Source organism: Ruegeria arenilitoris (genome assembly GCF_013035425.1).
Classification (GTDB): Bacteria; Pseudomonadota; Alphaproteobacteria; order Rhodobacterales; family Rhodobacteraceae; genus Ruegeria; species Ruegeria arenilitoris_A.
The window spans coordinates 90,609-103,448 of sequence record NZ_WQHX01000010.1; the positions used below are offsets into that span (position 1 = coordinate 90,609).

A 12,840-nucleotide genomic window follows, 5' to 3' on the forward strand; every position below is an offset into this window, starting at 1 on the left:
CACCCCAAGTCGAGAGCTGTCGGATAGCCATGTCGTCAACTGACAGTATGATAAGTTGCGGCATGCAGCGCATGTAAAATCGCAAGATGTTGGAGAGCGGACCAAGTCCCCATAAGGTCCGAGACACTGTCCAAAACTGTTACTCGTCTACCAAAATCCTGCCAGGCTGCCCCTTTTCGTGAATCCTGAAAACGATAATAGTCGCACCTTCATCTCCAGAACGGGCGGTGTGAACCGCCTTCAGCGGCACAATTCCGACGTCCCCCGCTAAAATTTCTTTTTCGTCTTCCCCGTCCAGCAATAGAGTTACGCTGCCTTGTAGCATGTATGCAATTTCTTCACCTGGATGCCAGTGTTTGGGTAAGGTCACGTTGGGCGGTAGCGCAACGTGGCTGACGATCACTTCCAATTCGTCAGAGCCTTCTAGGGCATTTGCCAACAAGTCTTGGATTTCCGGGGCTTTCAGGTCAGTCGTTTTCGGAGCCTCGTGTGCAATCGCGGTGGAGACTGCAGCAGCGACAAACAGAGCTACCAATGCCAGAATTTTCTTCATAGCCATTTCCTTCCAAAAACGTTAGTCATGTTAATTCTTTTTCGACGAAATCAACTTTACATCTTGGCTTTTATGTTTCGGCCCTCGCCGTTGATCGGACGCCCTTGTACGTTTTTTTAGTCCGCTAACTAGACATCCTTCGTCAAAGAAAAAAGTTCGCTTCGAGCCCGAATTGGAATTTCCACCGTGCTAAGCGCAGACGATATCTACAGTCCTCCTTAGTCCACAAGGATCGGCACGTCGTCTGACAGTAGCGGTGCGGAGCGCGGGGTGGTTTCGATCAGCCGACTGGAGCTGTGTTCTTAGCTCAACGTGCAATCAGGACGGTTTTAACTCAGCGGATTTTATAAAAAGGGGCCGGCCGGCGACATGTTAATTTGGTCCAGACTGTGGCACGCTATAAGAAATTGTGGACAGGGACAATGTTATGGTGATCAGAAACACCAAGGGTCGTGGACGCCTTTTTGATAGCGTTCTGGATACAGTGGGCGATACACCATGTATCCGGGTCAAGAGGATCGCACCACCTCATGTAAAGGTCTACGTAAAGTTCGAAGCCTTCAATCCTGCTGGTTCAGTCAAAGATCGTTTGGCACTTAGTATAATCGAGGCTGGAGAACGCGAAGGTCGACTAAAACCGGGGCAGACCGTTGTCGAAGCAACCTCAGGCAACACTGGGATTGGCCTTGCCATGGTGTGTGCGGCCAAGGGGTACCCACTGGTAATTACCATGGCAGATAGTTTCTCGGTGGAAAGAAGGAAGTTAATGCGCTTTCTGGGCGCGAAGGTCGTGTTGACGCCAAAGGCACAGAAGGGCTTTGGTATGTATACCAAGGCAAAAGAATTGGCCGAAGAAAATGGATGGTTCCTCGCTAGTCAGTTCGAAACTTCCGCCAACGCCGACATCCACGAGACTACAACCGCGCAAGAAATACTCGGCGACTTTAAAGGCGAACGACTCGACTATTGGATCACCGGTTATGGCACCGGCGGAACTGTCGCAGGCGTAGCGCGTGTCCTACGAAAAGAGCGCGCAGACACGAAGATCATTCTAACGGAACCGGCAAATGCAGCCATTGTTGACTCGGGCTACGTGAACACCCGTAACGAGGCCCATCAGCCGACCGAAAGCCATCCAAATTTTGAGCCGCATCCGATCCAGGGCTGGACGCCAGACTTTATCCCTTGGGTGCTGCAAGAGGCGATTGATGAGTCATATTATGATGAATTGATTCCAATTCTGGGAATTGAAGGAATTGAGTGGTCGCGTCGTCTTGCGGCTGACGAAGGAATTTTCACCGGGATTTCAGGTGGCTCCACGTTGGCGGTCGCAATGAAAGTGGCTGAGAAGGCTCCCGAAGGGTCCGTCTTGCTGGTTATGTTGCCTGATACTGGCGAACGATATCTCTCAACACCACTCTTCGAAGGAATTGAAGAGGATATGACAGAGGAGGAACGAGCAATTTCGATGTCCACTCCATCTGCCCAAATGGCCGCCGAGTAGTTGTATTTCACCAATTTGCGTACCTCATTCGAGTAAGGAGAGAGTTGCGCCGAAACAGATACTGCGACTTTGCTTTTCCCGCTCCACGGTCCACTTGGCGGCCGTTCATTGCGCAAATACGTTGCGCATTTCGGCGAACTTATACTTTGCACGCAAACCGGTTGCTCAGGCAACTTCGACGAACGTCAGCATGGAGTCCAATCCACGTAGTGCTCCCCCGTGTTCGAACGTTAGAAATCAGGCGAACAAGCCACACTCCAGCAGCGTGCCTTGTGCGGGCTCCAAACCCAAGCAGTACTTTCGAAAATATGCTAATGTGGTTAGTAACGTCGAGGAGAGGTTTCAACCTGCGATATGACTCAGGGCTGAAACTGCAGGTCTCGACTGGTTAAGATCCGAGGGAGACCAAAACATGACCGCTCCATCATGGGTGCTCAATGGCATTGAATACGGCAATTGCAATTGCGACTATGGCTGTCCTTGCCAATTCAACGGACGACCGTCTTCAGCTGACGGAAGCTGTCGCTACGCCGCCTTCACTCAAATTTATGAGGGACGCTATGGTGACGTTAATCTCGACGGGCTGCGCTTCGCTTGGATTGGTGGCTGGTCGGGGCCAGTGCACGAATGTGGCGGGGAGATCCTGACCTTTATCGATGCCCGCGCTGACGATCGCCAGCGTAATGCGCTGCAGCGCATCGTATTGAACGAGGACACGGAAGAATTGAAAACCCATTACGCAGTTTTCTGTGCCATGTGCACGACTATCCATGAGCCGAAATATGCTCTGATCGCGATGGTAGTCGATATGGAGACCCGCGTCGCTCATGCTGAGGTGCCGGGAATCGTGGTTTCGGATGTGGAGCCGGTGCGCAATCCGGTTACCGGCAAGGAGCACCGCGCACAGATCGTCCTACCGGAAGGGTTCGCGTCGACCTTAATGGAGACAGCAAGCGGAACCGTGAAGGCGACCGATAGAGTTAAACTTGACTTCACTAATACCTTCGCAGGCATTGCGCGTCTTCACATGACCGACCAGGGTATCGTGCGTCATCAATGATGTACTGGTGCCCGTTCGTCCTGATCGCCAGTTCCCGGCGAAATCCACCTTCAGATCCACAGCAACGACTGTCGCCACTTGGCGACGGCCGTTGCAAAATTCTTCTTAAATTACACCGAAGGGTGCAAAAAGAGTTTTGCCCGCGCCGATGGAGCCCAAATGCCTACCAATTCTTGGCGTCGCGAGGGCCAGCGGAGGTTTTCCGATGAGCCGCCGTCTAGCTGCCATTCTAGCTGCCGATGTTGTTGGCTATTCCAGGCTTATGGAGGTTGATGAACAAGGCACACTAGCAGCCCTACGCAAATCTCGGGACGTTATTGAGAGCCTAATTGCGGAGAACCACGGTCGGATATTTGGTAGTGCTGGGGACGGCCTCATTGCGGAATTTGCCAGCCCGGTTCAGGCTACCCGCTGTGCCATAGCCGTGCAGACCCACTTCGCCATCGACTGTAGAGAGATGACTGAACCGCAGTTGAAATTCCGGATTGGCATAAATCTAGGGGATGTTTCGACGGAAGGCGACAACCTGCTGGGCAATGGGGTCAATATTGCCGCTCGCCTGGAGCAGATTGCTGAGCCAGGCGGTGTCTGCTTGTCGAGCACAGTATATGATCATCTTATGGGTATTCTTGACCTGCCGCTGGAGGATATGGGCGAACAGCAACTTAAGAACATCTCACGGCCGGTGCGGACATGGCGCTGGTCCCCAGCCGTGGCTAACGTTTCAGGTGACGATGGGGAAAGAACAAAAGAAGTATACTCGAAACCTTGCATTGCCGTGCTGCCTTTCGACAACATGTCCGTTGATCCGGAGCAAGAATACTTTTCCGACGGCCTGACGGAAGACATTATAACTGCACTCTCCAAACACCGCTGGCTGGACGTAATCGCCCGCAACACGACATTCGCTTACAAGGGACAATCCCCCAATGTAACCTCACTAGCTGCAGAATTTGGTGCGACCTATGTTCTGGAGGGCTCTGTACGTAAGGCGGGGAAGCGCATCCGGGTGACCGGCCAATTGATAGACACCAGCACTGGCGCGCACATCTGGGCGGAGCGCTACGATCGAAACTTAGAGGATATTTTTGAACTTCAGGACGAGATCACTCAGACCATTGTTGGTCGAATTGAGCCAGAGATCGGCCTAGCCATCCGGCAGAAGATCGAAAAGGCACCGCGCCCGGATATTAATGCTTGGGACGCTTTTCACTTGGGTGTCGCTAACTTCTACAAGTTTACGAGTGAAGGAAACAATGAGGCACAACGCCTGTTGCTGCGCGCCCGGGAGCTTGACCCAAACTATGCCGAAGCCCACGGCATGTGGGCCTACGCGACCATCCTCGGAATGGTCTATTGGGACACAGAGCCTGATCCCGCGTTGATGGATGAGGCGCTAGTCGCGGCTCGGCAGGCCGTGTCGCTCGATAGTCAGAACGCCTTGCTCTACATGTTGATGGGGCGAGTGCAATTGGCTCGTAAGGAGTATCGCGCTGCACTCGCGGAGAACGAAAAAGCCATTCAGTTGAACCCGACCTTGGCACCTGCATTCTGCGCGCTCGGCGATTCCCTTGCATATGAAGGACGCTACGAGGAAGCCGAACTGCAGTTCGAAAAAGCGGTAGATATGAGCCCGAACCACCCACAGCTTTGGGCATTTTTGAGCTACGGCTCGCTTAACTTTCTGTTCGACCGTCAATTTGAGAAAGCGCTGGACTGGGCAGAGCGGGCCGCGGACATTCCGAACTGCCAATATTGGGCATTGGCTCACGCAACGGTAGCGCTAGCCTATCTTGATCGGATTGACGAGGCGCGGCAAATGAAAAATCGTCTGCTGAGGGAACGGCCGGACTTCAGTCAAAAATTCGCTGAAAAAAAGCTTTTTTTCTTGAAGCGGGAAGAGCAAATGGCTCTCTACTTGGAAGGGTTAGAGAAGGCCGGCATATCGGATTAGGGTGCTAAAACTTCACTGTGTGTTTGCGCAGGGAGCCGTCAATCAATGGCACTTTCGAGAAGTCGCGCCTAACGCAGATGTCGGGTTCGAACTGGACTTTTAACTTAAAGCCAAAGTCAGTTTGGTCAGCGCAGCAGACGTTCAGACGGTCATGTCAGAAGAACTTGTCTTGAGGCGGGCAGGGTGGTTGCGTAGCTTCTGCCCATAACCAAACCTGCCTCTTTCAAGTATTTCAAAACCAGTCCCGAGATCATCCGCTTGGCCGTGATGCTTTATATCCGGTTTCCCGAACACCAAGGTCTTCGCCTTTACCATCGAGGCAAATGTTAGTTCCCATTTCGTATTCAGGCGTTCCGCCAATATGAAATGGTCCGAGTGCCGTGTTTTCTGACGCTCCAACGGGCCGTCTTGAGTTGATTGCATCAACCAACATTGAAACGCCGAGAATGTCTGACAAAAGCATGTAATCCTGCCGCCAGTCATCGCACATCAGACCAGTCTTTGTCGGGAATTCAATGGCTTGCATCCACTCTTTTTGGGTTGGCTCAATTTCTTTTACAGCTGCATGCAGATGTCGTGTTATTTACCCCATAAACCTTCATGGCTGCGCCAATGGCCTTTCGCGTTGGAACGTTACTCGGTGCTCCCGGCATGCTACTATGCAATTCATCTTCCAGCATAGGAGGAGTTCGCGCATGCAAGTAAGATTCTGGGGCACTCGTGGCTCAATCGCAAAACCCGGTTCAGGAACAGTGCGCTATGGTGGCAACACGTCTTGCGTAGAAGTTCGCTCGGCTTCAGGAACTCTAGTTATCTTGGATTGTGGAACCGGTTTGCAGAATCTGGGCGAGGCTTTGATGAAGGATAGCGCTGGTCCCATAATTGGTCATATCCTAATCACCCATACTCACTGGGATCACATCCAAGGCATTCCGTTTTTTGGACCATTCTTCAAGCCCGGAAATGAATGGGACATTTATGCTCCACGTGGACTGAACCAAAGTTTAAAAAACGTCCTCGCTGGCCAAATGGAGTATACATACTTTCCCATCACGCTTGAATCCTTCGTATCTACCATTCGGTATCATGACATCTTGGAAGGTGTGTTTGAAGTCAGCGATATCAAGATCCGAAGTCAATATCTGAACCATCCCGCTTTGACGTTGGGGTACAGGCTTGAGGTCGATGGTGCAGCAGTCGTCTATGCCTGTGATCATGAGCCGTACTCACGTCAATTCGGGGCTGGCGTGGCAGGTATAAGTGAACAAGATCGCCATCACATAGATTTCTTGGGAAATGCCGATCTTGTAATCCATGACGCACAGTACACCGCAGAAGAATATCCATCGAAGGTTGGGTGGGGGCACAGTTCGATTGAACGGGTTGTGGACATGTGTCGATTGGCCAATGCAAAGCGGCTTGCTTTTACTCATCACGATCCGCTCAGACATGATGACAGCATTACCGAAATCGAAAGAGCGGCAAGCGGCTACGCTGCGGCATCCAATGCGTCACTTGACGTTTTCGCAGCACAAGAAGGCACGTCAATCGAGATTGCTTACAGTGACAGGGTTTCCTCATCTACAGATAATAGTGCATTTTCGGCGGTCACTCCAATTATTCCGGCGCTGTTGGACCACGATGTCTTGTTGGGAAGTGTCGATTCGGTCCTAGTGAATTTGATATCGGAAATTTGCGAAACTGAGGACGCGCGGATTGTTGTAGCGGAAAACGCAAAAGAAGTTCTGCAGGTGGCGGCGGCCAAGCAACCATCTCTCATTATCCTTGATGAGCAACTGGAGGAAGGCTTCTGCCTCGATGTTGCGCAGAGGTTTCGAACCATTGGAAGCGCGTACTCTGCTGAGGCAACGATTATCGCTATCGCAGACGACGAAAATGAACTGACTAGCGCTGCTGAATTCGTCGATGACATTCTGCTTAAGCCGTTCTCGACAGAATACGCCCGCACACGTGTTCGGGCATGGTTACTGCGCAACACTTGCCGTTGGATCCGCTCACCCCTTCCGCACGATGAGGACAGCCGCCTTGAGTCTCTTCATCGCTTAAATATTCTGGATACGGAGCCCGAGGATCGGTTTGACAGATACACGCGGCTCGCGGCCAATTTGTTCAATGTCCCGATCGCGCTGGTCAGTCTAGTAGACCGCGACCGTCAATGGTTTAAGTCCAGGCATGGATTAGCCGTGGATGAAACTACACGGGAAGTGTCATTTTGCGCGCATGCGCTGCACGAAGAAAACATGCTGGTGGTAAACGACGCACTAGCCGATCCCCGGTTTGCAGACAATCCACTGGTGACGAATGATCCTAGAGTACGGTTTTATGCCGGCTACCCTCTCGCACTTCCGGACAACAGTCGCGTGGGCACCTTCTGCGTAATCGATGTGCGGCCACGCGAACTGAACGAGCAACAAATCGGTATGTTGCGCGACCTCGGGCAGATGGTCGAACTGGAATTATCTACGCTGTAAGAAAACTTGATCCGTTCAGTGATATCTTTCTGGCCATTCCCCAATAGGAACCGAGAGTCCCAGTCGATGGTTAGTCCAGCCGCAAACCAAGCGTTCACGCTACCGGACGAGCGCGCTATCGAGGTCGTTGGGTGGCTGCCCCGGCATTGATTAAGGCCGCCATTCCACCGTCGACAAAGCGGACGTGTTTGAAACCCATTACAGTTAAGACATTCGCCGCAGCGACACCACGATAGCTTGGAGGGTCTTGTCAGAAGAACTTTTCTTGAGCGGGGGAGGGGGTTTGCGTAGCGTTTGGGAATGACCAAACCTTCCTCTTTCAAGTACTTCAAAGCCAGTCCCGAGATTATCCGCCTGGCGGTGATGCTGTACATCCGATTTCCGCTTTCACTTCGAAATGTTTAAGACCTACTGCATGAACGTGGGATCGATGTCAGCCATGAGACAGTCCGCTAATCGCCCGACCAGCCAACAGCGTGGCTGCTAACGGCAGCAATGTCCGCAATTCTGCCGTTCAGCAGATTTCAGCGAACGTCCGCTGCCGGTCAATGCAGACCTTCAGGCGAAAATTCTCGGAATGACCACCAACAATGACCGCTATCTGTTCCTAAGCTGTCATCTGACTGAAAGCCTCAGATGACCGCGTTGAGCCCTTTGCGGACCGACCGAACTTGAACAGAGTACCCGGGTCAGATAGTTTCGCAACGGAAGCCAAGACGCTTCTGCGTTGCTCAAAAAGTGATCCACATTGCGACGACCTTGTGCGGCAATTCTTGATTGCCAGATTGGACCGTGAAGATGCATCCAAACGCGTTGACATCAGAAGAAACGAAATTCTCGCTGGTTGTTGCAGTATCGCTCGCTTTCTTTTTCACATCGGGACAAGAGGCCGCTGCGCAAAAATCCTGTGCTACTGAATTGCCGTCACTTCCTGACGTGATGCTTTCTCAGACGTCTGCTGAAACCGAGCCTGTATCACACTGTAAGGTCGCGGGTTTGATCGGTGGCAAGATCAATTTCGAGCTTCTGCTGCCAGATGATTGGAATGGCAAATTTGTCATGGGCGGAGGAGGCGGTTTCGTAGGATCGGTGATGAATACATCGCTGATGTTTAACTCTCTCCAATCGGGCTATGCGACCGTCGGTACCGATACAGGCCACCAGGGCCATCCGGGTGACGCAAGTTGGGCTCTAAATGATTTGGAAGCTCTCGTAAATTTTGGACATTTGGCAGTGCACCGAACAGCGGTAACAGCCAAGGCACTGACCAACGCTTTTTATGGAAAGCCGATTTCCTACAGTTACTTCACAGGCTGCTCTCGCGGCGGCGGCCAAGCAATTATGTCGGCACTACGCTATCCCGAGGATTTCGACGCCGTGGTTGCAGGGGCACAGGCCCATAACTGGACGGGAATCGCAGTGCAGGCGACCCAAATCAATCAGGCAATGTACCCGGACCCGCAAGACTTAACGCAGGCAGTTGTAGGACCTAACGCACAGGCGCTGGTCGAAACTTCTTATCTCGCAGCCTGTGATGGATTGGATGGGCTAGAAGACGGTATTCTCAACGACCCACGACAGTGCAATTTCGATGTTTCTAGCCTGCAATGCGAAGGTGGTAAGTCCGTAAACTGCTTGAGCGCCGAGGAAGTCGCGGCATTCAAAGTCGTCTATGATGGACCGTCGGACTCTGATGGCAACAGTCTCTACTACGGCTTTCCCTTTGGTGGGGAAACGGCTCCAAACGGTTGGAGCCGCTGGATATCCGGTGGATTGAGTTATTTTGATGGAGACTTCCAAGAAGGTGTCGGGGCCGGTGGATTTGAGGCTCCGGTGTCTCCCAGTGCCTTGTTCAGCTTCGGCAACGGTATCATGAAGTACTTCGTCTACAATGATCCCAATTGGACGTATGTGGATTTTGACTTCAGCAACTACGCGAAGGACTCAGCGGCAGCAGCGGAGACGCTGAATGCGACGGACCCTGACCTATCGGCTTTCCGCGCACGAGGCGGAAAAATGCTGCTGTATTCGGGTTGGCACGATAGTGCAGCATCCGGGTTGGCGATGATTGGATATTATGAGGATCTCCTAGAATACGACTCAAGTGCGGCTGACGACATCCGATTGTTCATGATGCCGGGGGTAGAGCATTGCTTTGGAGGTCCCGGACCTTCGTGGGTAAATTTCCTGACCGAAATCGACGCGTGGGTAGAGTCGGGTGAAGCTCCTGATGAAATTACTGCGTATTGGCTTGACGAGCAGGCGCGACCAACTGGTGCTAGGCCTATATGCGCGTATCCGAGTGTTGCAAAGTATGACGGGAAAGGCGACCCACGTGATCCCGCTAGCTTTTCATGTCGCTTCGAAAATTGACGGCTCTCAGATAAATTCGGATGGCTGTTTAGTCCGCAATGTAGACAGTCACAGTGTTTTGTAGAAAGTTCGTTTTCGATGGAAGCAGTCGCTTCAGCCCAGGTTCGCGGCCGAACGGCTTGCTGCGACCGGTTTGCGCCCCAGACCGGACACCTGACGAAATTGGTCAGATGACCGCTTCGAGCCCAAATCGGACACCTATCCGGCTGGTACAGCCAGACAGATGTCCGAATTGGCATTCGTTAGCCAGATGTCGGGTGGGCGTAAGTTTGATCGGAATTGGCATCAGCGAGGATTGCGCCAATTTCGACAAGCCCCAAATCGGCGTCGTTGGCCGACGTTCCATATTTGTCGCGTGGTGGCATGGGGCGCGATTGCCATTCAGGTTGGAAGGCAAAGCTGGACACAGATCTTCCTTCAACCAGCGCACCATTTCCAGCGCCCAATGCATAGTCATAGTACAGTTTGACGATCTCTTCTTTGCTGACCTGGTCTGTGGCCTGGTGGGTCATGCAAGCGGCGTGCCAATTTTTGACACGTGCATATTCCGGCCCGACAGGCAGCTCAAAGCCCTCGTAGTAATCCAGGAACCAGAAGCGTTTAAAGACAGGCGCAAATACGGCTTCGGCCAAACCGAACTTCTCAAACAAGAAGGTGCCATCCGGGTTATGTTCCATCAGAAAGTCGTTCAGGTCCCGGTACAGTGAGAGCAATTTGTCATTGTGAGCCTCTTTCTGTGCCCGGTCCTGGTTCATGACATAGATATAGCCCGCCATGGTGAAGGGGCCTTCTTTGGCAATCAGCATGCTTTCGATCGCATGTTCGCGAGGTTCGGCGCGGCGAAGCCGTGGCCCCTCCAGAACTTCATCAAGATAACGCAGGATCACTAGGCTTTCCTTGATGATGTGACCTTCTTCCGTTTCCAATACCGGCAGGGCGGTTGTCCCACGGGTTTTTCGTAAGAGCTCGGGGTCACGTGGTTTGGTGATGTCGACAACTCTGAACTCGACCGCATCCTGCAAACCGCGAAGGGCCAAAAGGATTTCCAGACGTTGGGAGAAAGGGCAAACTGGAATGTGGTATACAATGTGCTTGTTCATGGAGCTCAATCCAATGGCGGACCGGTGAAGGTCATGTTGTGTTTGGTGGCAGAGGCTTCGATGGCCGGCATATCCTCGGGGATTTGGCACTGTCCATCCGCCATGTCCTGAAAGAACCCCTCAAAGCCGCCCGGTGTCAGAATAACGAGATGACGAGACGGTTCGTCGCCGATCACCTTGAATGTGTGTTCCTTTCCGCGCGGAATGAAGACGCTTTCGCCCGGGCCCGCAATCGTCTCGATCCCTTCGATCCAGATTTTGCAGGTTCCCGTGATCATCACGAATGTTTCGTCTTCATTGTGATGAACGTGGCGGGGCGGTCCGCTGCCGACTGGCGACAGGCTGTCGACGATCGACATGGCCCCACCGGTTTCTTCCACCGTCAGGATGGTATTGTAACGGACGCCAAGCCATTCGATTGTGGCGTCATCAGTCATCAAATCTTTCATCGTTTCAGTCCCCGTTCTTGAAATGAAACGAAAGCGCTTTCATTGGTTTCCTTTTACCGGGATTATTCGGTATCACTCCAACGAAAGTTCAAAATACAGGGTATCACCAACGTGAATTTCGCAACGCTTGACCTTAATTTGCTCAGAATACTGGACGCTATTCTTCGCGAAGGGTCGACGACCAAGGCCGGCGAAAGGCTGGGGTTGTCGCAATCTGCGGTGTCCAATGCCCTGAACCGGCTGCGACATTCCTTAGATGATACCCTGTTTGTTCGACACGGGAACCAGTTGGTCCCAACCGATTTTGCCGCTTCGATTAAAGATGGCTTGCGCGAAGAACTCAATCGGCTGGAGGGATTGCTAACTCCACCCAACGATTTCGATCCGCTGCAGGCACAGGGCAACTTCAAAATCTCGGCAAGCGATTTCTTTGCAGAACTCCTGATGCCAGCGCTTGGCGACCACCTCAGTCATAATGCACCGGGAATAACCGCCCAGTTGGTCGATTTGGTTCCCTACAATTATGTCAAAAGCCTTGACCGATATCAGGCCGACGTCGCCCTTATTCCGGATACGGACCTGCCAGAGTGGATAAATCGCGAACCTCTGTTCCATTCGTCTTTTTCAGTCATTGGCAGAGCCACCAATCCCGCGCTTTCAAGCTTTGTTAGCGGCGGTGAAATGTCTTTGGAAACTTTTTGCGACTTGTCCCATGTCCTGTTTTCTCCTGAGGGCAAAATGTCGGCCATGGGGGATGCAGCCTTGGCAAAGGTCGGACGAAAACGTCAAGTCGCCATGACTTTGCCGGTATTTTCGGGCGTGTGCAGAACCGTCAGCGAAAGCGATCTTATCGCGCTGGTGCCGACGCAATTGGCCCAAAAGGTCTCGATAGGATTTGACCTTAAACATTTCACGCCACCGTTCGAAATCGCTCCTGCCTTGGTCATCGCGATTTGGCACAAAAGATCTGATGAGAATCCGATGGCAAAATGGATGCGCCAGCAGGTCTTTCAACTGATGAAGCTATTGGATGAAAGTTAACTATAGGTGCGGAGCCTCTCGAAAAAACGGGAAGCGTCCGCTTCGAGCCCAAAGCATTCTTTGAGAATATTAGCTAGGGTCGAAACGTGCGCACCAGGTTCACGCTTGAGTCGGTGAGGTCGGAAATGCGTGCAAGAATGTGCTCCCGTGCTAGCTTGGGAGGATCGTCAAAATTCTCATCAAGCGCTCGGATCAACCGCATAATGCGGCGTTTATGAACACCTGTAACCACCTGAAGCGGATCTGCGATAACGCCGGCAAACGGGTTCAGCAACTCCGAGCCTTTTCAAAATGGAAATGGCACGTGGACGAGT

11 protein-coding genes and 2 pseudogenes are annotated in these 12,840 nt (G+C 52.3%); 8 read left to right on the forward strand and 5 right to left on the reverse strand.

Annotation, left to right across the window (positions count from 1 at the left end; translation table 11 throughout):
- Positions 1–139: 139 nt before the first annotated feature.
- The gene (locus GOV45_RS21105; protein WP_170481819.1) at positions 140–553 is read right to left on the reverse strand and encodes a cupin domain-containing protein; all 414 of its coding nucleotides are present in this window, start codon (positions 551–553) and stop codon (positions 140–142) included.
- Between the two features lie 427 nt (positions 554–980).
- Here GOV45_RS21105 and GOV45_RS21110 point away from each other — a divergent pair, with 427 nt between their 5' ends.
- The 4 genes and pseudogenes from GOV45_RS21110 to GOV45_RS23390 all read left to right on the forward strand — a co-directional run.
- Positions 981–2,057, forward strand: coding sequence for a PLP-dependent cysteine synthase family protein (locus GOV45_RS21110; RefSeq protein ID WP_170481822.1), 1,077 nt, complete (start codon positions 981–983; stop codon positions 2,055–2,057).
- Positions 2,058–2,469: 412 nt separating this feature from the next.
- Positions 2,470–3,117: a DUF1326 domain-containing protein gene (locus GOV45_RS21115; protein WP_170481824.1), complete on the forward strand. Its 648-nt coding sequence runs from the start codon at positions 2,470–2,472 to the stop codon at positions 3,115–3,117.
- A 205-nt stretch (positions 3,118–3,322) separates the two neighbouring features.
- A complete protein-coding gene (locus GOV45_RS21120) occupies positions 3,323–5,071 on the forward strand; it encodes an adenylate/guanylate cyclase domain-containing protein (protein WP_170481827.1) in 1,749 nt (582 codons plus the stop codon).
- A gap of 204 nt (positions 5,072–5,275) precedes the next feature.
- Positions 5,276–5,359: pseudogene (locus GOV45_RS23390) on the forward strand (IS6 family transposase); the annotation flags it as partial.
- Here the strand turns inward: GOV45_RS23390 and GOV45_RS21125 are convergent.
- Entirely contained in the window at positions 5,322–5,654 is a 333-nt protein-coding gene (locus tag GOV45_RS21125; RefSeq protein ID WP_170481871.1) for a dioxygenase, read from the reverse strand. The pseudogene GOV45_RS23390 and the gene GOV45_RS21125 sit on opposite strands and share 38 nt — an antisense overlap.
- Before the next feature lie 112 nt (positions 5,655–5,766).
- Here GOV45_RS21125 and GOV45_RS23185 point away from each other — a divergent pair, with 112 nt between their 5' ends.
- The 3 genes and pseudogenes from GOV45_RS23185 to GOV45_RS21140 all read left to right on the forward strand — a co-directional run bounded on the left by GOV45_RS23185 (position 5,767) and on the right by GOV45_RS21140 (position 9,936).
- On the forward strand, positions 5,767–7,563 hold the full coding sequence (locus GOV45_RS23185; RefSeq protein WP_217362468.1) for an MBL fold metallo-hydrolase: 1,797 nt from the start codon (positions 5,767–5,769) through the stop codon (positions 7,561–7,563).
- 300 nt (positions 7,564–7,863) lie between these two features.
- Positions 7,864–7,965: pseudogene (locus GOV45_RS21135) on the forward strand (IS6 family transposase); the annotation flags it as partial.
- Positions 7,966–8,340: 375 nt separating this feature from the next.
- Positions 8,341–9,936 (forward strand): tannase/feruloyl esterase family alpha/beta hydrolase, encoded by a 1,596-nt coding sequence (locus GOV45_RS21140; RefSeq protein WP_170481830.1) that lies wholly within the window; start codon positions 8,341–8,343, stop codon positions 9,934–9,936.
- A gap of 242 nt (positions 9,937–10,178) precedes the next feature.
- Here the strand turns inward: GOV45_RS21140 and GOV45_RS21145 are convergent, their stop codons facing one another.
- A complete protein-coding gene (locus tag GOV45_RS21145) occupies positions 10,179–11,036 on the reverse strand; it encodes a glutathione S-transferase family protein (RefSeq protein WP_170481831.1) in 858 nt (285 codons plus the stop codon).
- 5 nt (positions 11,037–11,041) lie between these two features.
- Positions 11,042–11,473: a cupin domain-containing protein gene (locus tag GOV45_RS21150; protein WP_254448079.1), complete on the reverse strand. Its 432-nt coding sequence runs from the start codon at positions 11,471–11,473 to the stop codon at positions 11,042–11,044.
- A 123-nt stretch (positions 11,474–11,596) separates the two neighbouring features.
- Between GOV45_RS21150 and GOV45_RS21155 the strand changes: the two genes are divergently transcribed.
- Positions 11,597–12,526 carry a LysR family transcriptional regulator gene (locus GOV45_RS21155; protein ID WP_170481836.1) on the forward strand — a complete coding sequence of 310 codons (930 nt, stop codon included), beginning with the start codon at positions 11,597–11,599 and terminating at the stop codon, positions 12,524–12,526.
- A 73-nt stretch (positions 12,527–12,599) separates the two neighbouring features.
- Here the strand turns inward: GOV45_RS21155 and GOV45_RS23670 are convergent, their stop codons facing one another.
- The gene (locus GOV45_RS23670) at positions 12,600–12,800 is read right to left on the reverse strand and encodes a DUF6635 family protein (RefSeq protein ID WP_170481839.1); all 201 of its coding nucleotides are present in this window, start codon (positions 12,798–12,800) and stop codon (positions 12,600–12,602) included.
- Positions 12,801–12,840 lie beyond the last annotated feature (40 nt).